General features: G+C 65.3%; 20 protein-coding genes. 2 read left to right on the top strand and 18 right to left on the bottom strand.

Translation table 11 applies throughout. The features are described 5' to 3' along the window. Nucleotides 1-38: 38 nt before the first annotated feature. The 8 genes from ACVOLO_RS06900 to rlmD form a co-directional block, all read right to left on the bottom strand. On the bottom strand, nt 39-1,277 hold the full coding sequence (locus ACVOLO_RS06900) for an FAD-dependent oxidoreductase (RefSeq protein ID WP_481569509.1): 1,239 nt from the start codon (nt 1,275-1,277) through the stop codon (nt 39-41). 210 nt (nt 1,278-1,487) lie between these two features. Continuing rightward, nucleotides 1,488-1,694, bottom strand: coding sequence for a transcription antiterminator/RNA stability regulator CspE (gene cspE, locus ACVOLO_RS06895; RefSeq protein ID WP_057506519.1), 207 nt, complete (start codon nt 1,692-1,694; stop codon nt 1,488-1,490). Nucleotides 1,695-1,784: 90 nt separating this feature from the next. Next, nucleotides 1,785-2,531 carry an S-methyl-5'-thioinosine phosphorylase gene (locus ACVOLO_RS06890; protein ID WP_481569508.1) on the bottom strand — a complete coding sequence of 249 codons (747 nt, stop codon included), beginning with the start codon at nt 2,529-2,531 and terminating at the stop codon, nt 1,785-1,787. Nucleotides 2,532-2,643: 112 nt separating this feature from the next. Next, nucleotides 2,644-3,195, bottom strand: coding sequence for a hypoxanthine-guanine phosphoribosyltransferase (locus ACVOLO_RS06885; protein WP_481569507.1), 552 nt, complete (start codon nt 3,193-3,195; stop codon nt 2,644-2,646). Next, nucleotides 3,195-4,202, bottom strand: a complete 1,008-nt coding sequence (nagZ, locus tag ACVOLO_RS06880) for a beta-N-acetylhexosaminidase (RefSeq protein ID WP_481569506.1) — start codon at nt 4,200-4,202, stop codon at nt 3,195-3,197. The genes ACVOLO_RS06885 and nagZ overlap by 1 nt, the downstream gene beginning before the upstream one ends. A 66-nt stretch (nt 4,203-4,268) precedes the next feature. Beyond that, nucleotides 4,269-4,961, bottom strand: a complete 693-nt coding sequence (locus ACVOLO_RS06875) for a DsbA family oxidoreductase (RefSeq protein ID WP_481569505.1) — start codon at nt 4,959-4,961, stop codon at nt 4,269-4,271. 226 nt (nt 4,962-5,187) lie between these two features. Then, nucleotides 5,188-5,703 (bottom strand): CYTH domain-containing protein, encoded by a 516-nt coding sequence (locus ACVOLO_RS06870; protein ID WP_481569504.1) that lies wholly within the window; start codon nt 5,701-5,703, stop codon nt 5,188-5,190. Between the two features lie 151 nt (nt 5,704-5,854). Next, entirely contained in the window at nt 5,855-7,195 is a 1,341-nt protein-coding gene (rlmD, locus tag ACVOLO_RS06865; protein WP_481569503.1) for a 23S rRNA (uracil(1939)-C(5))-methyltransferase RlmD, read from the bottom strand. A gap of 126 nt (nt 7,196-7,321) precedes the next feature. Here rlmD and ACVOLO_RS06860 point away from each other — a divergent pair, with 126 nt between their 5' ends. After that, on the top strand, nt 7,322-8,035 hold the full coding sequence (locus ACVOLO_RS06860) for an Hpt domain-containing response regulator (RefSeq protein WP_481569502.1): 714 nt from the start codon (nt 7,322-7,324) through the stop codon (nt 8,033-8,035). Between the two features lie 8 nt (nt 8,036-8,043). On the opposite strand, the gene recO is transcribed toward ACVOLO_RS06860, so the two are convergent. The 9 genes from recO to rpoE form a co-directional block, all read right to left on the bottom strand. Continuing rightward, the gene (gene recO, locus ACVOLO_RS06855; protein WP_481569501.1) at nt 8,044-8,769 is read right to left on the bottom strand and encodes a DNA repair protein RecO; all 726 of its coding nucleotides are present in this window, start codon (nt 8,767-8,769) and stop codon (nt 8,044-8,046) included. 130 nt (nt 8,770-8,899) lie between these two features. Then, nucleotides 8,900-9,799 carry a GTPase Era gene (gene era / locus ACVOLO_RS06850; RefSeq protein ID WP_481569500.1) on the bottom strand — a complete coding sequence of 300 codons (900 nt, stop codon included), beginning with the start codon at nt 9,797-9,799 and terminating at the stop codon, nt 8,900-8,902. Then, entirely contained in the window at nt 9,796-10,473 is a 678-nt protein-coding gene (gene rnc, locus ACVOLO_RS06845; RefSeq protein WP_481569499.1) for a ribonuclease III, read from the bottom strand. Before rnc ends, era begins: the two co-directional genes overlap by 4 nt. Next, complete coding sequence (locus ACVOLO_RS06840; RefSeq protein WP_481569498.1) at nt 10,463-10,837, bottom strand: DUF4845 domain-containing protein; 375 nt, start codon at nt 10,835-10,837, stop codon at nt 10,463-10,465. The genes rnc and ACVOLO_RS06840 overlap by 11 nt, the downstream gene beginning before the upstream one ends. Before the next feature lie 389 nt (nt 10,838-11,226). After that, complete coding sequence (lepB, locus tag ACVOLO_RS06835) at nt 11,227-12,036, bottom strand: signal peptidase I (RefSeq protein WP_481569497.1); 810 nt, start codon at nt 12,034-12,036, stop codon at nt 11,227-11,229. A gap of 105 nt (nt 12,037-12,141) precedes the next feature. Then, nucleotides 12,142-13,932, bottom strand: coding sequence for a translation elongation factor 4 (gene lepA, locus ACVOLO_RS06830; RefSeq protein ID WP_481569554.1), 1,791 nt, complete (start codon nt 13,930-13,932; stop codon nt 12,142-12,144). Between the two features lie 160 nt (nt 13,933-14,092). Beyond that, complete coding sequence (locus ACVOLO_RS06825; protein WP_481569496.1) at nt 14,093-15,613, bottom strand: DegQ family serine endoprotease; 1,521 nt, start codon at nt 15,611-15,613, stop codon at nt 14,093-14,095. A 124-nt stretch (nt 15,614-15,737) separates the two neighbouring features. Then, nucleotides 15,738-16,637, bottom strand: a complete 900-nt coding sequence (locus ACVOLO_RS06820; RefSeq protein WP_481569495.1) for a sigma-E factor negative regulatory protein — start codon at nt 16,635-16,637, stop codon at nt 15,738-15,740. Next, nucleotides 16,634-17,254, bottom strand: coding sequence for an RNA polymerase sigma factor RpoE (rpoE, locus tag ACVOLO_RS06815; RefSeq protein ID WP_481569494.1), 621 nt, complete (start codon nt 17,252-17,254; stop codon nt 16,634-16,636). Before rpoE ends, ACVOLO_RS06820 begins: the two co-directional genes overlap by 4 nt. A 239-nt stretch (nt 17,255-17,493) precedes the next feature. Between rpoE and ACVOLO_RS06810 the strand changes: the two genes are divergently transcribed. Further along, the gene (locus tag ACVOLO_RS06810; RefSeq protein ID WP_481569493.1) at nt 17,494-19,557 is read left to right on the top strand and encodes a 3-hydroxyacyl-CoA dehydrogenase NAD-binding domain-containing protein; all 2,064 of its coding nucleotides are present in this window, start codon (nt 17,494-17,496) and stop codon (nt 19,555-19,557) included. A 308-nt stretch (nt 19,558-19,865) separates the two neighbouring features. Here ACVOLO_RS06810 and ACVOLO_RS06805 read toward each other — a convergent pair whose 3' ends face one another. Beyond that, nucleotides 19,866-20,843: a cation diffusion facilitator family transporter gene (locus tag ACVOLO_RS06805; RefSeq protein ID WP_481569492.1), complete on the bottom strand. Its 978-nt coding sequence runs from the start codon at nt 20,841-20,843 to the stop codon at nt 19,866-19,868. Nucleotides 20,844-20,867: the final 24 nt, after the last annotated feature.

The following is a 20,867-nucleotide window of genomic DNA, read 5'->3' as shown; positions in this document are numbered from 1 at the left end:
CACGCCTGATTCTGCCGCATGCCTGCGTTGCGCGCGTGTCAGTGCCTGGCCGGCAGTTCCTGCAGCGCGGTGATGAATGCGTCCTCCAGCGCCAGCTTGCCGAACAGCCCGTGCTGGGTGCCGCTGAGCACCCGCAGCATGTGCCCGCGCCCGCCAGGCAGGCGCCCCATCGGCTTGAACAGCAGATCACGGGCGCCGGCCACCCAGTCGCGCTCAGACTGGAACACCGGCGTCAGCCAGCGGCTCCAGAACTGGTACATGCCTACATGCGCCTTGCGCTGGGCCTGGTAACGCGCCAATGCCGCATCGATGCCCGCTTCGGCGCGCAAGGCATCACGCAGCGCCAGCGCATCCATCAACGCCATGTTCACCCCCTGCCCCAGCTGCGGGCTCATGGAGTGCGCCGAGTCACCGGCCAGCACCAGCCGGCCGCGATACCAGCGGTCCATCACTGCGTCGCGGTAGCTGGCGCGCGCCAGCTGCGTCTGCACGGTGACGCCCTGCAGACGCTGGCGCGCTTCTGGCCACAGCGTCTGGATCTCGTCCAGCCAGGGGGCCAGGCCGTTCTGCTCCCAACCGGCGAAGCCATCGCGCGGCAGGCTCCAGAAAAAACTCAGGCGCGGCTCGTCGTCGCCGGGCCGCGTACCCACCGGCAGCAGGCCGATCATCTTGCGCGCGGCCACATAGCGCTGGCGCAGCTCGTCGCCGAACGCCCAATCACCGCGTGGCAGCAGGCACCACAGCGCGCCCCACGGGTAGATCCGGTCCAGCCGCGTGCCCTGCACCTGCGCGCGCAGGCCCGAGGCCGAACCGTCGGTGGCGATTACCAGGTCGAACGGCCCATGCCAGCGGCCGTGGCTGTCTTGGACGCGCTGCAGGCTGTCGTCGATGGCGCTGATGCGGCTGTCCACATGCAGCGTGCCCGCACCCTGCCGAGCCGTATCCAGCAACGAGAACAACGCGCCACGCTGCATGCCCACGCCATACAGGCGCGCATCCAGCCCGGCGTAATGCATGTCCATCACCGCGCGCCCGCATGGGGTTTCCCCGTACAGCCGGCGCACCACCGCACCGTGTTCCAGCACCTGCGGCAACAACTGCATCTGCCACAGCGCCTGCAGGCCACTGGGCTGCAGCAGGAAACCGGCGCCCACCGGGCCCGGGGTTGCCGCCTGCTCGAACACCTGCACCCGGTGGCCATCGCGCGACAGCAACACCGACAGGGCCTGGCCGCCGGTGCCGTAACCGACGATGGCGATATCCAATGGTTTGTTCATTGCGTTCCTTCGGACTTCAACAGCCCCTCACCCCAACCCCTCTCCCGCTCGCGGGAGAGGGGCTTTAAGCCACCAGCGCGAGCTTCCCCTCAGCCCAACCCCTCTCCCGTGTACGGGAAAGGGGTTGGGCTGAGGGGAAGCTTCCAACTCACGCCATCCAACCCAAAAAAAACCCCGCCGAAGCGGGGTTTTTCCGCACAACCGGGTGAATCACTCGGCCGGCGTGATATTCGAAGCCTGGGCACCCTTCGGGCCCTGGGTCACGTCATAGCTGACGCGCTGGCCTTCCTGCAGGCTGCGGAAGCCCTTGGAATTGATCGCGGAGAAGTGCGCGAAGACATCGGCGCTGCCGTCCTCCGGTGAGATGAAGCCAAATCCCTTGGCGTCGTTGAACCACTTGACGGTACCGTTCGGCATGGTGATGCGAGACCTTGTTCGATGAATGGATTGATGCACGCTGAATGAGGCGTACCGACGGAGTATGCAAAGCTTGGGCCGGGATGACAATCACCCCCGCGCCAGTTCACCCACCAAAGTCGGCAAACCCGCCGACGCCGCCTCCACATTTGCCAGCACCTCGGCCATGGTGATTTCCCCGGCATCGCCGCAGCCGGCCGCCCAGTTGGCAATGATCGCCAGGCAGGCATATTCCAGCCCCAGTTCGCGCGCCAGGCCCGCTTCCGGCATGCCGGTCATGCCAACCAGATCACAGCCATCGCGGCGCATCCGCGCGATTTCGGCATTGGTTTCCAGGCGCGGCCCCTGGGTGGCGCCGTAACAGCCACCGTCCTGCACCTCCACCCCCTTGGCCTTGGCCGCGGCCAACACCTGGTCGCGGAAAGACGGCGTGTAGGGATGGCCAAAATCGACATGCAGCACCTCGCTGCCGGCCTCTTCACTGAGCGTGGAGATGCGCCCCCAGGTGTAGTCGATCAACTGATCCGGGCAGGCCAATACGCGCGGGCCGAAGTTGTCGGTGATGCCGCCCACCGTGTTCAGCGCCAGCACGCGGGTGGCGCCCAGCTGCTTGAGCGCGGCCAGGTTGGCGCGGTAATTGATCTTGTGCGGCGGGATCGAATGGCCCTCGCCATGGCGGGCCAGGAAGGCCACGCGCTGGCCATTCAACAGGCCGACGCGAACAGGCCCGGACGGGGCGCCATAAACGGTTTCCACCTCATGGGTCTGGACGTCGTCCAGCGCGGCCAGCTTGTAGACCCCGGTGCCGCCGATCACGGCCAGAGCGATAGGTTGCATGTCTGATTCCTGATGCGGTGTTGCACGGTCCCCGGCGGCCAGACGGCACGCCCGGGGCACATCGTTGCCAGCGGCAGCCCGGAGCGCGCAGGGCGCTCCGGTGCAGCGTGGCTTATTCCTTCATCGCGTAGATGGCCGGCAGGGTGCGCAGCGACTCGTTGACGTCCATGCCGAAGCCGAACACAAAGCGATCCGGCAGCTCGACACCAACGTAGTCGGCCTTGACGTCCGGCAGCGCGCGGTCGTGCTTCTTGACCGTCATCGCAGCGATGCGCACGTCAGTGGCGCCCTGCTCCATGCACCACTGGCGCACGCCCTGCAGGGTGAAGCCTTCGTCAAGGATGTCATCGACCAGCAGCACGCGGCGGCCGAACAGCGCGGTGGCCGGGCGGTGCTTCCACACCAGCTCACCGCCAGTTTCGCCGTGGTAACGGGTGGCATGCAGGTAGTCGAACTGCAGGTCCTGGCCGCGCGCGCCCAGCTCCAGCGCCAGTTGGCCGGCGAACGGCAGCGCGCCGTGCATGATCGACAGATAGACCGGGACTTCACCCTTGTAGTCGCGCGCAATCGCGTCGGCGATGTCGGCAATGGCCTTGTCGATGGTGGGACGGTCGACCAGCAGGTCGGCCTGGGCCAGGGCCTGTTCGATAGTGAGGTTGGGCATCAGACGGTTCTTCCAAGGTTTTCAAGCAAATGGTTGCGGGTATCGCCATGACGGCTGTCGGCCAGCAGGCCACCCCAGCCCATCGCACCGCGGGAGATCAGCCCCAGCAGCGCAGCGGTATTGAGACTGCGGCCGGCAACGGCCTGCAGCGATTCTTCGACCAGTTCCGGGTGGCAGACCAGCACCACGTCGCAGCCGGCATCCAGGTGGGCATCGACCCGGGCCTTGACGCCACCGGCAGCGAACGAGGCCGCCATGCCGATGTCGTCGGAGAACACCACGCCACGGAACCCCATGTCCTGACGCAGGATCTGGTTGATCCAGCGCGGCGAGTAACCGGCCGGTTCCGGCGCGACCTGCGGGTAGATGACGTGCGCCATCATCACTGCATCAGCGCCGGCGGCGATGCCTGCACGGAACGGTACCAGATCAAGGGTTTCCATTTCCTGCAGCGGGCGCGGGTCAATTGCGGTGTCCACATGCGTGTCTTCACGCACCGTACCGTGCCCCGGGAAATGTTTGAGCGTGGCAGCCATGCCCACCGAGTGCATGCCGCGCACATAGGCGGCAGTGAGCGCGGCCACGGCCTGCGGGTCTTCGCCAAAGGCACGGTTGCCAATGGCCAGGTTGCCGTGGCCGACATCGACCACCGGCGCAAAGCTCAGGTCCAGGCCACTGGCGCGGATTTCGCTGGCCATCAGCCAGGCGTGCTGCTCGGCCAGCGCCAGTGCGGCGGCCGGGTCGGTGCCGTAAAGCTTGCCGAGGCCATCCAGCGGCGGCAGTTCGGTATAGCCCTCACGGAAGCGCTGCACGCGCCCGCCTTCCTGGTCCACCGCCAGCAACAGCGGCCGCGCGGTGGCCGCGCGGATGGCCGAGGTCAACTCGACCACCTGCTCACGGGAGGCAAAATTACGTTTGAACAGCACCACCCCGGCCACTGCGTCGTGCTGCAGCCAATCCCGCTCCTGGGCCGTCAGTCCGGTGCCGGCGACGCCGATCAAAAGCATGCAAGAACTCCAGGTCACCGCAGGCTGCGGCATAGCCCGGCATTGTCGCAGATGGCGCCTTTGTCGTCAGACGCTGCAGCCATCCGGGCCGCAGCCCTGTTCATCGTTTGCCGGTGCAGCGGGGGCCAGTTCGGCAGCGACCTTTTCCAGCACCTGGGCGATCACTTCCGGCGGCTGCGCGCCCTGGATCGCGTACTTGCCGTTGATGACGAAGGTCGGCACCGACTGGATACCCAGCGCCTGCGCCTGGCCCAGGCCGGCACGAACTTCAGCCAGCCCCTCGTCGGAGCCGAGCATGGCGGTGACGCGCTCGGCCGGGATGCCGCCTGCTGCGGCCGCTTCGACCAGCACCTGCGGGTCAGCCAGATTCTGGCCATGCGCGAAGTGCGCGCGGAACAAGGCCTCGCCCACCGCCTCCTGCACGCCGAGCGTGCCGGCCAGCCATAGCAGCCGATGCGCCGGCAGCGTGGTTACCTTCACTTGGCCGCGGTCGAAGTCCATCGGCAGGCCCTCAGCCTGGGCGGTGGATTGGGTCTGCGCCAGCATCTGGTTGGTGCGCTCGATACCGCCGAACTTGGCCGCGTAGGCCTCACGCAGCGGCACCGGGTTGGCATCGGCGTCGGGTGCCAGCAGGAACGGATGCCAATGCACGTCCAGGTCGGGCGCCTTGTCACCCATCAACGCCAGCGCACGCTGGAAACGGTGTTTGCCGATCCAGCACCAGGGGCAGACCACGTCGGACCAGATATCAATGCGCATGGGGCGATTCCTTTGTCGTGCAGGGAGTCGCAGGGTAACGGAGAGCCAGTGCCGATACATGGAACCCTCCGTTGCACGACGAGGTGTTTGTCGGTGTTGCCGCAGACAGGCAGAAGCTCAACCCCTCCCCAGCCCTCCCCTCCGCCTGCGGCGCAAGGGAGGGGGCAAAAGCAACATCGCGGCGCCGTAGGCTGAGATGCGGATTCCAACCTGCGCAGCATTCAACTCAAGCGTTGCCCTGGCTGCGTTCTTCATCACTCCACGTGCGGTACGGACGCGAGGCCAGTGCCAGGTTGTAGTAGCGCAGTTCGTCGGTGACTTCGGCACCGGCCCAGTCGGGCTTGTCGAACGGCTGGTCAGCACTTTCCAGCTCCACTTCGGCGACCACCAGCCCGGCGTTGTCGCCGAGGAATTCATCCACTTCCCACAGCAGACCACCGTGGCTGACCATGTGCCGACGCTTGTCGATCAGGCCACCCACACACAGCGCCAACAGTTCGCGCGCCTCGTTCACCGGCACCGGGTAATCGAACTCCTGGCGGGTGTGGCCGAGTTCGCGCGACTTGATGTTCAAGTACGCATCGCCGCCCTGGATGCGCACCCGCACCGAAGCCTTCTGCGTGCCCTTGTCCATCGCTGCCATGTCGTTGATGTAGCCCTGCGCCATCGGGATGACGGCATGCGCCGCAGCGCGCCAGGCGTCGCTGGTGACAAGGAATTTGCGTTCGATTTCCAGAGGCATGGGTTTAGGGCCGGGATTGGGGATGAGGGGATTGGTTGAAGCGGCGTCACGCGAGCTTGGGGTTGGGCTTGGAAACCGGAATTCGACAAGCGCGCATGACCCGCCTTTGCGAATCCCGAATCCCCAATCCCGGCTTTTCAGCAATCCCCAATCACCGCTTCTCAAACACCGCGATGCTCTCCACATGCGCGGTGTGCGGGAACATGTCCATCGCACCGGCCGACACCAGGGTGAAGCCCTGCTCGTTGACCAGGTAACCGGCATCGCGGGCCAGTGAACCCGGGTGGCAGCTGACGTAGACAATGCGCTTGAACTGCTTCAGCGGCAGCTGCTGCAACACATCGATGGCACCCGAACGCGGCGGGTCCAGCAGCAGCTTGTCGAAGCCCTGCTTCATCCACGGCGTGTGGCGCTGGTCCTGGGTGAGATCGGCAGCAAAGAACTGTGCATTGTCCAGGCCGTTGCGCTCGGCGTTTTCCCTGGCTCGCGCGACCAATCCGGCCTCGCCTTCCACGCCCACCACTTCACGCACGGTGCGCGCCAGCGGCAGGGTGAAATTGCCCAGGCCGCAGAACAGGTCGAGCACGCGCTCGTCCGGCTGTGCATCCAGCAGGGTCAATGCGTGCGCGATCATCTGCTCGTTGAGCTTGGCGTTGACCTGGATGAAATCCAGCGGGCGGAACGCCAGTTCCACATTCCACTGCGGCAGCGCGAACGACAGCGCCACACCTTCGGCCGGCCACAAGGGCTGCACCGTCTCAAGGCCACCGGACTGCAGGTAGATGGCGAAACCATGTTCTTCGCCAAAGGCCTTCCAGGCCTGGGTGTCGGCATCGGACAAGGGCTGCAGGTGGCGCACCGTCAGCGCGATGGCGGCATCGCCACCGATGAACTCGATCTGCGGGATGTCACGCTTGCCGTCCAGCGATTCGATGAACGTGGACAGCGCCGATACCTTGGTGCCGATTTCCGGGATCACGGTCAGGCACTGCGACAGATCGGCGACAAAGCGCGGATCCAGCTCGCGGAACCCCACCAGCGTCTTGTCCTTCTTCTCGACACGGCGCACCGAAAAACGCCCCTTGCGACGGTAACCCCAGCTGTCGCCTGACAGCGGCGCCAGCACGGTGCCCGGCTTCACATGGCCGATACGCTCCAGGTTGTCCATCAGCACACGCTGCTTGGCCACGATCTGCTGCGACTCCTCCAGGTGCTGCAGCACGCAACCGGCGCACACACCGAAATGCGGACACCGCGCTTCCACACGATGCGGCGAGGCCTTCAGCACTTCGACCGTACGGGCCTCGTCAAAGTGACGGCTTTTGCCGGTCTGCTCGGCCATCACCGTTTCCTGCGGCAGCGCACCACTGATGAAGGTGACTTTGCCGCCCTCGCCTTCGCGGCGCGCAACGCCCCGGCCATCGTGGCTCAGGTCGAGGATGTCGGTCTGGAACGGGGTCTTGTCTATGCGGGGGGATCGGGATCGGGCCACGTGGCAACAGGCTGCGGGCAAAAAGGGCCCGTATTGTCGCAGATGCGTGAGTGAACCTCTTCCGCCGCTTGCAGATGCGGTTTCCGCCGCTAATATGCAGAAAACGCGCTGGCATGGAGGCAGCAGATGAATACGCAGACGCAAGGATCCGTCCCGCACCTGTTGCTGGTCGAGGACGACATGACCAGCCAGGGCTTCTTTCAGTTCGCCCTGGAATCACTACCCGCAACAGTGGATATCGCCGACTCGTTCGCCAGCGCACTGCAACGCGCTGAGTCCTCGCATTACGACCTGTGGCTGATCGACGTAAACCTGCCTGACGGCGATGGCCCCTCGCTGCTGCAACGGCTGCGGGCCAAGTATCCGCGCGTGTCCGCGCTTGCCCACACCGCCGACGCCAGCACCGAAATCCAGCAGGCGCTGCAGCAGGCCGGTTTCAGCGAAACGCTGGTCAAGCCGATGAGCCGCGACACCCTGCTCAAGGCGATCAGGCGCACGCTGGCCAAATCGGCTGCGGGCAGCGACAACCGCGATGCTGCGGAAATCCCGGACTGGGATGAGGCTGTGGCACTGGCCGCATTGAACGGAGAGCAGGCACACCTGCGCGCCCTGCGTGAGCTCTTCCTGGCCGAATTACCGTCCGCGCGCGATGCGGTTGGCCGTGCGTTTGGCCGCAGCGACGAGGCCGAAGTACGCAGCCACCTGCATCGGCTGCAGGCCAGCTGCGGCTTTGTTGGCGCCTTGAAACTGGCACGCGCGGTGCGCCAGCTGCACAACAGCCCAAGCTCTTCCGCAGCACACCAGCAGTTCGACAGCGCCGTCAGCGCATTGCTGGCCTGAACGCCGGCTCAGTCACGCGAGCGGCTGAGGTCGCCCAGCAGTTCCCATGATTTCAGCCCCCGCCCGCCCAGGTGGTGCAGCAATACGTTGCGCATCTGCAGACGCAGGCTGGCGATATCGGCAGCAGCGGGGGCGTTGTCGTCGGCCAGTGCCAGCAGCGCGCTGCCGGTGGCCAGTCCACGACGTTCTGCACTGCTGCGTTCGCTGAGCTGGCGCAGCGGCCCCTGCAACGGGTCCAGTAGGTAGCGCGCGGCCGGATCGATGGCTTCACCATCGGCCGCGCTGGTCCAGTCAAAGCCAAAACCGAGGGCGTCGAGCAGATCGCGTTCGAAACAGCGCAGCGACCACGCCAGGCCATCAACCTGCTCCAGGCGGCTGCGCAATGCGCCGTAGGCCACAAACAACTCCGGTGACGGATCGTTGCGTGGCGCCAGCCGCATCACCAGTTCATTCACATAGAAGCCGGCCAGCATGCTGTTGCCGTGCAGGCGCGGTGCCACGTCCTGGCTCTCGGCGCGGCGCAGCTGTGCGAGTTCGCCGCCCATCACCGCGTCAAAGCGGATCGACTGCAGCGGCTGCAACGCCGCACGCAACGCCTGTTTCTTCGCACCTTGCACACCGCGCGCCAGCAGCCCCTGGCGGCCATGTTCCAGCGTCAGCACCTCGACCAGCAGGCTGGTCTCACGCCACGGACGCGCGTGCAGTACATAGGCGGGCTGATCGGCGATACGCATTGGCTGGCGCTGGGATTGGGGCGTCGGAATTGGGAGATCAGGATTGGCGCTCGCAAGCCCGGCCCTGTGTGCGGCGGCGAGGAGCTCGGGCTTTCACCCAGCCCCGGTCTTCACTCCCCGCCTGCTGCCCTTACTCGCCGTAGCCGAAGGCCTTCAGCGCGGCTTCGTCATCCGACCAGCCTTCGCGTACGCGCACCCAGGTTTCCAGGAAGACCTTTGCACCAAACAGGCGCTCCATCTGCATGCGAGCCTTGGCGCCGATGTCCTTCAAGCGCACGCCACCCTTGCCGATGACAATGGCCTTCTGGCCTTCGCGTTCGACCCAGATCACCGCACCGATGCGCAGCAGGTTGCCGTCTTCGGCAAAGCGTTCAATCTCCACCGTGGTGGCGTAAGGCAGCTCTTCGCCCAACTGGCGCATCAACTGCTCACGCACCAGTTCACCGGCGAGGAAACGCTGGCTGCGGTCGGTGATTTCATCTTCGCCAAACATCGGCGGCGCTTCGGGTACCAGCTTGATCAGGTCGCGCACCAGCGATTCAAGACCGTTGCGCTTGAGTGCGGAAATCGGATGCACGGCCGCAAACTCGCGGCCGACGGTGATCTCCTGCAGGAATGGCAGCAATGCGCCCTTGTCCTTGAGCCGGTCAACCTTGTTGACCACCAGCACCACCGGGATGCCGGCATCGCTCAATACGTTGAATGCCAGGGTGTCTTCTTCGTCCCAGCGACCAGCTTCGATCACCAGCAGGCCGGCATCCACGCCTTCCAGCGAGCCGCGCGCGGCGCGGTTCATCACCCGGTTCATGGCCCGCTTCTGCTGCCGATGCAAGCCGGGGGTATCGACCAGCATCAGCTGGCCTTCCGGATAGGTGGCGATGCCCAGCAGACGATGGCGCGTGGTCTGCGGACGGTTGGAGACAATGCTGACCTTGGCGCCAACCAGCGCATTGGTCAGGGTCGATTTGCCGACATTCGGGCGGCCGATGACCGCGACGCTGCCACTGCGATGGGGGGAGGTGTCGTTCACTTGGATTCCAATTGCGCTATTGCGGCCGCAGCCGCCTGTTGTTCAGCCAGCCGGCGCGAAGTGCCTTCGCCCTCGGTAGCCACGGCAGGGTCTGCCACGCGACAACGCACCTGGAAGTGCTTGGCGTGGTCATCGCCGGTTTCCGATACCAGCTCGTACACCGGCAGCCCCTTCTGCCGGGCCTGTAACCACTCCTGCAGGCGTGTCTTGGGGTCTTTTTCAGGCTTGCCCACCGGCACGGCGGCCAATGATTCCTCGAACCAGGGCAGCACCACCACGCGGCAGGCTTCAAAGCCGGCGTCTAGGTAGATGGCGGCAACCACGGCTTCCACGGTGTCGGCCAGGATCGAATCGCGGCGATGACCGCCCGATTTCATTTCGCCCGGCCCCAGGGTCAGGCGCTCGCCCAGTTTCAGGGAGCGTGCGATGACCGCCAGTGCACCTTCGCAGACCAGCATGGCGCGGGCACGGGTCAAGGCGCCTTCGTCGGCCTTGGGCCAGTGGCTGAACAGCGCCTCGGCGATCAGCATGTTGACGATGCTGTCGCCGAGGAATTCCAGGCGCTCGTTGTGCGGCGCGCCGGCACTGCGATGAGTCAGGGCCTGCTTGAGCAGATCCTGATTCTTGAATGGGTGGCCGATCAGGTCACCCCGTTGGAACGTCTTATTCAACACTGCGCGAGGTCAAATCCTGTGAGCTTTCGAAACGGCCGACGATGTCCAGGTTGCCGATCAGCGGACGGCGCACTTCGTAATTGACGTTCATGCGCCAGCCGCCATCGATACGGTCGAACTTGATGTTGTCGCGTTTGACACTGTCGGAATAATTCATGTCCATGCGCTTGAAGAACAACTGCTGCGCCTTGTTCGGATCCATGTCAGCACCGGACTCCTTGGCCAGCGCCTTCAGCGAGGTCTTGACCGCATAGAACTCCTGGTACATCGGGAACAGCTTCATGCCGATGTAAAGCGCAAACCCCACCACGGCCAGCACGGCCAGGAACGAGGTAAGGGTCATGCCGTTTTGCTTGTACTTCATTGCGATCTCCCCAGATACACGTTTTTGATCATTGAATGCGTTCCCCAAACAGGGCCGGCCCGGCATTGTCGCCGCAGCCCTGCCCTTGAGGTTGTCATGGGACAGGACACTGTCCGGCAAACAGACGCGGTGGCCGCCACTATTGTCGCGATTGTCGCCCATCACGCAGCACCGGCCCAGCGGCCCAGCCCAATCCCCCTGCCCTGCGGGGCCGACCGCGCACCGCGTTTCCAGCAGCGTATGGGTACGCCCCGGCAGCCGTCCGGTCAACCGATGGCTTTCCGAATCAGGGGCGATGAGGCCCCGTGCGTCGCATTGCACCGGCAGGAGCGGCGACAACCGCTCCCCTGTGCTGGTGCGCGGGCACTGGGCAGGCTGTTGCATGCCGGTTACTGAATGCGGTTACCGATGCGGGAAGGCTCGAAGCTGTTCGCGCAGAACCAGCCACTGCAGTTCAGCCAGATCAGGAATGCCTTGCCACGCAGGTTCTGCTCGGGAAGCACGCCCCAGAAACGGCCGTCGTCGCTGTTGTCGCGGTTGTCGCCCATGACCAAGTAGTGGCCCTGCGGCACTTCCCAGTCACCCTGGCCCCGCGGATCAGCCATGCCCAGCTGTTCCAGCACGGTGTGGGTCCGGCCCGGCAGGTTCTCGGTCAGCAGGGTCTGGCCGGTCGGCTTGCCCTTGAACAGGTATTCCCCCTTCACCTCATAGGACACCGGCTCACCGTTGATCGACACCCCGTCACCATGGAAGCTGATGCGGTCGCCCGGCAGGCCGATCACGCGCTTGATGAAGTTCTCGCCAATCTGCGGGTCGTCCACCTGCCCCGGATGGCCCGGGAACTGGAACACCACCACGTCGCCACGCGCCGGCTCGGACACCGGAATCACCTTGGTATTGGTGATCGGCAAGCGGAAGCCGTAAGAGAACTTGTTGACCAGGATGAAATCGCCGATCAGCAGGTTGGGCATCATCGAGCTGGACGGAATCTTGTACGGCTCGGCAATGAAGCTGCGCAGGATCAGGACCACCGCCAGCACCGGGAAGAAGGCACGGGAGTAATCCACGACCACCGGCTCTTCGCTGTCCAACAGGCTGGCCTTGGCGGCGCGGCGCTTTGCCAGGAACAACTTGTCCAGCAGCAACACCAGGCCCGACCCCAGCGTCAGCACCACCAGCGCAATTTCAAACCACTTCATTCGTTATTCCTTCGGAATGGGATTCGGGATGCGTGATTGGAGATTGGCACCGGCAAGAGCGCAGATTGCCCTTCCCAATCCCGAATCCCAACTCCCGGATCACGGTTACTTATCCATCTGCAACACGGCCAGGAAGGCTTCCTGCGGGATCTCCACGCGGCCTACCTGCTTCATGCGCTTCTTGCCTTCCTTCTGCTTTTCCAACAGCTTCTTCTTGCGCGAAATGTCGCCACCATAGCACTTGGCCAACACGTTCTTGCGCATGGCCTTGACCGTGGTACGGGCGATGATCTGCGCGCCGATCGCGGCCTGGATGGCCACGTCGAACATCTGCCGGGGAATCAGATCCTTCATCTTTTCGCACAGCTCGCGACCACGGCGATCGGCATGGCTGCGGTGTGCAATCAGCGACAGTGCATCGACCTTGTCGCCATTGATCAGCACGTCCAGACGCACGAACGGGCCCGCATCGAAGCGCACGAAGTGGTATTCCAGCGAGGCATAGCCACGGCTGACCGACTTGAGCTTGTCGAAGAAATCCAGCACCACTTCGGCCATCGGCAGCTCGTAGCTGATCTGCACTTGGCTGCCCATGTAGTTGATGCCGATCTGGCTGCCGCGCTTCTCTTCGCACAGCTTGATGATGCTGCCGATGTATTCCTCGGGGGTGAGGATGTTGGCGCGGATGATCGGCTCGCGGATCTCTTCGATGGTGTTGATCGGCGGCAGCTTGGCCGGGTTGTCCATCATCACGATGGTGCCGTCGCTCTTGAGCACCTCGTAGATCACCGTCGGTGCGGTGCTGATCAGGTCAAGGTTGTACTCGCGCTCCAGGCGTTCCTGCACGATTTCCATGTGCAGCATGCCGAGGAAGCCGCAGCGGAAGCCAAAGCCCATTGCCTCGGAGCTTTCCGGCTCGAAGCGCAGCGCGGCGTCATTCAGGCGCAGCTTGTCCAGCGCTTCGCGCAGGTCCGGGTAGTCCTCGGCATCGACCGGGAACAGGCCGGCGAACACGCGCGGCTGCATTTCCTGGAAGCCCGGCAGCGGCTCCGGCGCCGGGTCGGCCAGCAGGGTCAGGGTGTCGCCGACCGGCGCACCGTGAACGTCCTTGATGCTGGCGTTGATCCAGCCCACTTCGCCGGCACGCAGCGCAGGCATTTCCTTGCGCTTGGGGGTGAACACACCCACCTTGTCGACCAGGTGCCAGCGGCCGGTGGACATGACCTGGATCTTGTCGCCGGCCTTGATCTCACCCTGCATCACGCGCACCAGCGAGACCACGCCCAGGTAGTTGTCGAACCAGGAGTCGATGATCAGTGCCTGCAGCTTGTTGCTGCCACGGTCGGCCGGCGGCGGAATGCGGTGCACGATGGCCTCCAGCACTTCCTCCATGTTCAAGCCGGTCTTGGCGCTGACGGCAACCGCGTCGGACGCATCAATGCCGATCACCGCCTCGATCTCAGCCTTGGCACGGTCAACGTCCGCGGTCGGCAGGTCGATCTTGTTCAGCACCGGCACCACTTCCAGGCCCTGCTCGATGGCCGTGTAGCAGTTGGCCACCGACTGTGCCTCCACGCCCTGGGCCGCATCGACCACCAGCAGCGCACCTTCGCAGGCCGCCAGCGAACGGCTGACTTCATAGGAGAAGTCGACGTGCCCGGGGGTGTCGATGAAGTTCAGGAAGTAGGTCTGGCCGTTGCGGGCCGTATACGGCACCGACACCGACTGCGACTTGATGGTGATGCCGCGCTCGCGCTCGATGGGGTTGTTGTCGAGTACCTGCGCTTCCATCTCGCGCGCGCTCAGACCGCCGCACAACTGGATGATGCGGTCAGCAAGCGTGGACTTGCCGTGGTCGACGTGGGCGATGATGGAGAAGTTGCGGATCATCCGCATTGAATCGTGGGACATAGGTAGCGGCGGCGCGCGGCGTCGTCAGGATAACGGGGAATTATCGCATGCCCGGCCCCGCCCCCGCACAGGGGACCGACCGAGCCTGAACGAAAAGGAGCCGCCCGAAGGCGGCTCCCGCTTGGAGTGGCAAGGCCTGGCGGGGTTATTCGCCGGCCCGGATCGCCACAAAGCTGCTGTTGGCACCGGCCCGGACCAGCAGCATCACCACATCACCCTTCTTGTAGCCGGCCAGCTCGCGGTTCAGCGCCGCGACGCTGCCAACCGACGCGCGGCCGACCTGCAGGACCACCATGCCCGGCGCCAACCGCGCCTCCCGTGCCGCCTGGCTCTTCACCCCGGTGATGCGCACGCCCTCGCCGGACTCCAGGCCCAGCTGACGGCGCTCGGCGGCGGTCAGGTCGGAAACGTCCAGGCCCAGCAGGGCATTGGCGCCGGCCTGCGGCTTGCCCTCCTCCACGCCGGCACCGCTGTTACCCGGGCGCGCGGCATCTTCGGCCAACTCGCTCAGGGTCACTGTGATCTCACGCGCCTTGCCGTCACGCAGAATGCCCATGCGCACGCGACTGCCCGGTGCCATCGCACCAATCATCGGCGGCAGCTCGCTGGCATCGCTGATTTCGACGCCATTGACCGAGCGGATCACGTCGCCCACTTCGATACCGGCCTTGGCCGCGGAGCTGTCAGGCACCATCTGGTTGACCAGCGCGCCGCGGCTGTCAGGCAGCCTCAGACCCTCGGCCGCATCACTGCTCACCGGGCCGACCATCACGCCCAGCTGGCCGCGGCTGACTTTGCCGGTCTTCTTGATCTGATCGACGGCATTCATCGCCAGGTCGATCGGAATCGCGAAGCTGATGCCCATGTAGCCACCCGAAGCGGAGAAGATCTGCGAGTTGATGCCGACCACTTCACCGCGCGTATTCAGCAACGGACCGCCCGAATTGCCCTGGTTGATCGCCACGTCGGTCTGGATGAACGGCACGTAGCGCTGCTCCTGCCCGCCGGTATTGCGCCCCAGCGCACTGACGATGCCGGCGGTGACCGAGTGGTCCAGGCCGAACGGCGAACCAATGGCCAGCACCCACTGGCCCGGCTTGAGCGTGTTGGAATCACCCACACGCACCGTCGGCAGGTTCTTGCCGTCGATCTTCAGCAGCGCCACATCGTATTGCGCATCGCTACCGACCACCTTGGCGGTGAACTCGCGGCGGTCGCTGAGCTTGACCTTGACCGACTCGGCACCATCGACGACGTGATGATTGGTCAGCACATAGCCGTCATTGGAGATGATGAAGCCCGAGCCCATGCCGCGCCCACGCGGCCCGTTGTCCTGCCCACGCGGCCCCGCCCCCGGCCCCGGGAAATCCGGGCCGAAGAAACGGCGGAAGAACTCCGGCATCTGGTCCAGGTCCGGGTTGCTGGCCATGCGCGGATCACGGCGCGCCCCAATGATGGTTTCAACCTTCACCACACCCGGGCCAACCTGGTCCACCAGTTGGGTGAAGTCCGGCAGGCCGCTGACCAACTGCGGTGCTGGCGCGGACGCGCGCGCGGCGGCAACCTGCTCGGTGGGCGCTGTCGGCGCAGTGGTCTGTGCGCATGCGGCCAGCGGCAGGGTCATCGCCAGCAGGCCAAGAATCTGGGATTGAATACGGTGCGTCATCGGCAACGAGCCTCCGGTTCATCAAAAAGGGAAAACAAAGCCTGCCCAGCCACACCGGGCAACGGCATGCTGACAGGATCAAGGGGAGGTGCCGGTGCACATGCGCCCAACCGGCACCGGGGATTCAATGACGCGGCACCAGCCGGGGCAATGCAGCGGCGTCCGCTTCCTGGGCCGGCAGGCGCGGCTCGAACGGGTAGAACGTCGCCCCGCCCTGCTCCCCCGCCGGGAAATTGGCATTCAACGCGCCGCCCTGTGAAAGCGCCGGTGACAGCGTCGACCGCGGCCACGGCCGGGCCTGCAGCGTGCCTGCCGCCACGAATGGATCACGCTGCAGACCTTGCGCAGCCGGCGCCGGCAGCACCGGCGCGGCGGCCAGCGCGCGTTGCGGTTCGGCAGCACGGGCAACCGACGAAGCACGCGCGGCCTGCTGGGTGCGGGTAGCACTGCCCCGGCGCTGCGCTGCATCCTGGCGACGGGCAACGGCGACCGCCACGGCCGGCGCCGCAGCCACCAGGACACCGGCGTCGCTGACCACCTTGCCCGCGTCCGGTGCCGGCTGCACCGGCGCGCTAGACACCTGTGCGGTGGTGGCAATCACCGGATCCGGCACGGCTTCACCCGGCAACTGTTCGCGGGCCATGAACAACGCCACCGCTGCAACGGAGGCCGCCAATGCCGCACCGCCACTCCAGCGCATCCAGCCACGACGTGCCGGGCGCTGCGGCAGCATCTGCACCGGGCCGTTCTGCTTTACGTCGGCCGCAATGGCCGCGCGCACCTTTGCGCTGAAATCCAGCGGCGCCGGCGCGCAGGCCTGGCCACGCAGCGTATCGCCCAGCAACTGCCAACGCTCCTGGCAGGCCGACAGATCCGCATCGTGTTCGATACGACGCAGCATGAAACGCGCTTCATCGGCGCCCAGCTCGCCATCCACCAGCGCCGACAGCTGCTGCCGGTAGTGGAGTTCAAACTTGTCGGCGGTGTTGTTCATGATCTCCGGGGTACGGCCTGTGGTGTTCATACGCGGCTCCGTTCACGGGTTGCACTGGCGGTGTCCAGCAAAGGCCGCAGCTGGACGTCGATGGCCTCGCGGGCGCGGAATATCCGCGAACGAACCGTGCCGATCGGGCAACCCATTTTTTGTGCGATTTCCTCGTAACTCATGCCTTCCACCTCTCGCAACGTGATGGCCGAGCGCAGTTCTTCGGGGAGCGCATCGACCGCCTTCATCACGGTTTGTTCCAGTTCCTGGCGCATCAGTTCGCGCTCGGGGGTATCGGTGTCACGCAGCCGGGTGCCGCTGTCGAACTGCTCGGCATCACCGATGTCGACATCGTCGGTGGGCGGGCGCCGGTTGTGTGCAGCCAGATAGTTTTTTGCCGTATTCACTGCGATCCGATGCAACCAGGTATAGAACTGGGCGTCGCCACGGAAATTCCCAATCGCGCGGTAAGCGCGGATGAAAGTGTCCTGGGCCACGTCCTGACATTCACTCCAGTCGGCGATGTAGCGCCCGATCAACGCGACCACACGATGCTGGTACTTGCGCACCAGGACATCGAAGGCCGCGCTTTCGCCGCGCTGCACACGCCGGACCAGTTCCAGGTCCAGCTCCTGCGGTGTTTCAACCTCGGCCATAACGGGCCGCACTCCTGTCAGCCCAACCGACGTCGGGCAATGAGACCGCTGCTCGCGGAAAAAGTTCAGCCCCCTCGCCGGAAGGGGACGCACCGGCTTTTAACTCCCGTTGGGCTAGGCTGTCAGGAAGCAGTGGCCGGCGCTCGCACATCACATCCCAGAGCATTGGGATTTGACGCCGGGGAAACAACCTCTGGATCATAGCGATCTTCTCCATACACAACCGGATGGAACGTCCCATGCTTTCAGGCTTCGATGGGCTCCGCTTCAATCATTGGCACACCGAACTGCGCGAAGACGGCATTGCCGTGCTCAGCCTCGACCGCAAGGACAGCCCCGTCAATGCGATGTCGCAGGACGTGCTGCTGGAACTGGGTGACATCGTCGAGCGCCTGGCCATCGACCCGCCCAAGGGCGTGGTGGTGCGCTCGACCAAGGCGGCCGGCTTCATTGCCGGCGCGGACCTGAAGGAATTCCAGGAATTCGACCGCCGCGGCACCGTCAACGACGCCATCCGCCGCGGCCAGACCGTCTACCAGAAGCTCGCCGAGCTGCCCTGCCCGACGGTTGCCGCCATCCACGGCCACTGCCTGGGCGGCGGCACCGAGCTGGCGCTGGCCTGCCGCTACCGTGTGGCCTCCAACGATGCCTCCACCCGCATCGGCCTGCCGGAAACCCAACTGGGCATCTTCCCGGGCTGGGGCGGCAGCGCCCGTTTGCCGCAGCTGGTGGGTGCCCCGGCGGCGATGGACATGATGCTGACCGGCCGCACCCTGTCGGCCTCGGCCGCACGCGGCATCGGCCTGGTCGACAAGGTCGCCGCGCCGGCGGTGCTGGTGGATGCGGCGGTGTCACTGGCGCAATCGGGCACGACCCGGCCGTTCAAGCAACGCGCGACCGCCTGGGCCAGCAATACCTTCCTGGCCCGCAAGATCCTGGCCCCGCAGATGGCCAAGCAGGTCGCGCGCAAGGCCAAGAAAGACCAGTACCCGGCGCCGTATGCGCTGATCAACACCTGGGAGCGCACCGGCGGCAGCCCGATCCAGAAGCGCCTGGACGCCGAGCGCCGCGCCGTGGTCAAGCTGGCCAGCAGCCCGACCGCGCGCAACCTGATCCGCATCTTCTTCCTGACCGAGCGGCTCAAGGGCCTGGGCGGGAAGGATTCGGGCATCCAGCATGTGCACGTGGTCGGTGCCGGCGTGATGGGCGGCGATATCGCTGCATGGGCGGCCTACAAGGGCTTCAACGTGACCCTGCAGGACCGCGAGCAGCGCTTCATCGACCCGGCCATGAGCCGCGCCCAGGCGCTGTTCGAGAAGAAGGTGAAAGACCCGGCCAAGCGCCCGGACGTGGCCGCGCGCCTGAAGGCCGACCTGGCCGGCGACGGCGTGGCCCAGGCCGACCTGGTGATCGAGGCCATCATCGAGAACCCGGAAGCCAAGCGTGCGCTGTACCAGACGCTGGAGCCGAAGATGAAGGCCGATGCGCTGCTGACCACCAACACCTCGTCGATCCCGCTGGTCGAGCTGCGTGACCACATCCAGCGCCCGGCGCAGTTCGCCGGCCTGCACTACTTCAACCCGGTGGCGCAGATGCCGCTGGTGGAGATCATCCACCACGACGGCATGGCGCCGGAGACCGAGAAGCGGCTGGCCGCGTTCTGCAAGGCGCTGGGCAAGTTCCCAGTGCCGGTGGCCGGCACGCCGGGCTTCCTGGTCAACCGCGTGCTGTTCCCGTACATGCTGGAAGCGGCCACCGCGTATGCCGAGGGCATCCCCGGCCCGGTGATCGACAAGGCCGCAGTGAAGTTCGGCATGCCGATGGGCCCGATCGAACTGCTCGACACCGTGGGTCTGGATGTGGCCGCTGGCGTGGGCAAGGAGCTGGCGCCGTTCCTGGGCCTGCAGATTCCCGCAGCGCTGGCCAGCGTCGAGCCGGGCAAGCGCGGCAAGAAGGACGGCCAGGGCATCTACAAGTGGGAGAACGGCCGCGCGGTGAAGCCGGAGGTTGCCAAGGACTACCAGGCACCGTCGGACCTGGAGGATCGCTTGATCCTGCCGCTGCTCAACGAGGCGGTCGCTTGCCTGCACGATGGCGTGGTGTCTGATGCCGACCTGCTGGATGCCGGCGTGATCTTCGGCACCGGGTTTGCGCCGTTCCGTGGCGGCCCGATCCAGCATATTCGCGCTACCGGCGCCGACGGATTGGTCGAGAAACTGAAGACGTTGCAGGCACGTCATGGCGATCGGTTTGCCCCGCGCCAGGGTTGGGACATGCCGGTGCTGCGCGAGCCGGTGGCTTGAGATTCTGGTGATTGATTGAACGAAAAGCGGAGCCGTGAGGCTCCGTTTTTTTGTTGGTGATGCGGCTGGGCGTCTTGTGCGCTCTCCCCCCTCTCCCCAACCCCTCTCCCGCAAGGGGAGAGGGGCTCAGATTTCGGCGAGGTGAAGCGATGCATGAAACTGCAGCTTTTAAAGCCCCTCTCCCCTGGTGGGGCGAATCGGGCTGCTAGCGAACCACTGGTTCGCAGCCCGTTGAGCGCCCTTGCGTGAGCAAGGGCCGGGGCGCGGAGCGGGGGTTGGGGAGAGGGAACGTGCGCGAAGCGCGCTGTTCAACGATGCACATGCCCGTGATGCCCCTGTCGGTCCGGACCGTGCGAATGCCCTTCGTGATCGTGATCGTCACCAGCATTCGTCTTCACTTCGGCGCAATCATCGCCGCAATGGTCGGTTTCCACCTGCAACGTGACGTGGTCGATCTCAAAACGCTCATGCAGCACGTCGGCCAGTTGGCGACGCAACACGTCCGGTGCCTGGCCGTCCTGCATCACTACGTGAACAGTCAATGCCGGGGTGCTGGAGGCCAAGGCCCAGACGTGCAGGTCGTGGATGCCGGCAACGCCGGGGTGTCCGCGCAATGCCTGCTCGATATCGGCCAGCACCACGCCCTTGGGCACGCCCTCCAGCAACACATTGATCGCGTCGCGCAGCAATACCCAGGTGCGCGGCAGTACCCACAGGCCGATCAATACCGCAAGAATCGGGTCAACCAGGGTCCAGCCGGTGAAATGGATGATCACGCCGCCGGCAATCACCGCCACCGAGCCGAGCATGTCGCTCCACACTTCCAGGTAAGCGCCCTTGACGTTCAAGCTCTCGCCGCTGCCGGCACTGAGCAGGCGCATCGCGATCAGGTTGACCACCAGGCCGAAGGCGGCCACCCACATCATGCCGGTCGAAGCAATGTCCTGCGGCTGCCGGAAACGCTCGGCCGCTTCCCACAGGATGTAGATGCCCACGCCGAACAGCAGCAGGCCGTTGGTTACCGCGCCCAGGGCTTCCAGGCGTGCGTAACCGTAGGTGCGACGTGCATCCGGTGGCCGCCGGCTCAGGCGCACGGCGGTCAGCGCGATCATCAGGCCCAATGCATCGGTGGCCATGTGCGCCGCATCGGACAGCAGCGCCAGGCTGTTGGTCCAGAACGCACCGATCACTTCCACCACCAGGTAAGTGCTGGTCAATCCCAATGCCCACCACAGGGGCTTCTCGTGGCGGATTTCGCTGGGCAGGTGGTTGTGGTCGTGGCTCATGTGCTGGCTCCGTGATTCGCGGCC

This window comes from Stenotrophomonas sp. STEN056, from assembly GCF_056759635.1.
This window is presented reverse-complemented; position numbering and strand designations above follow the sequence as displayed.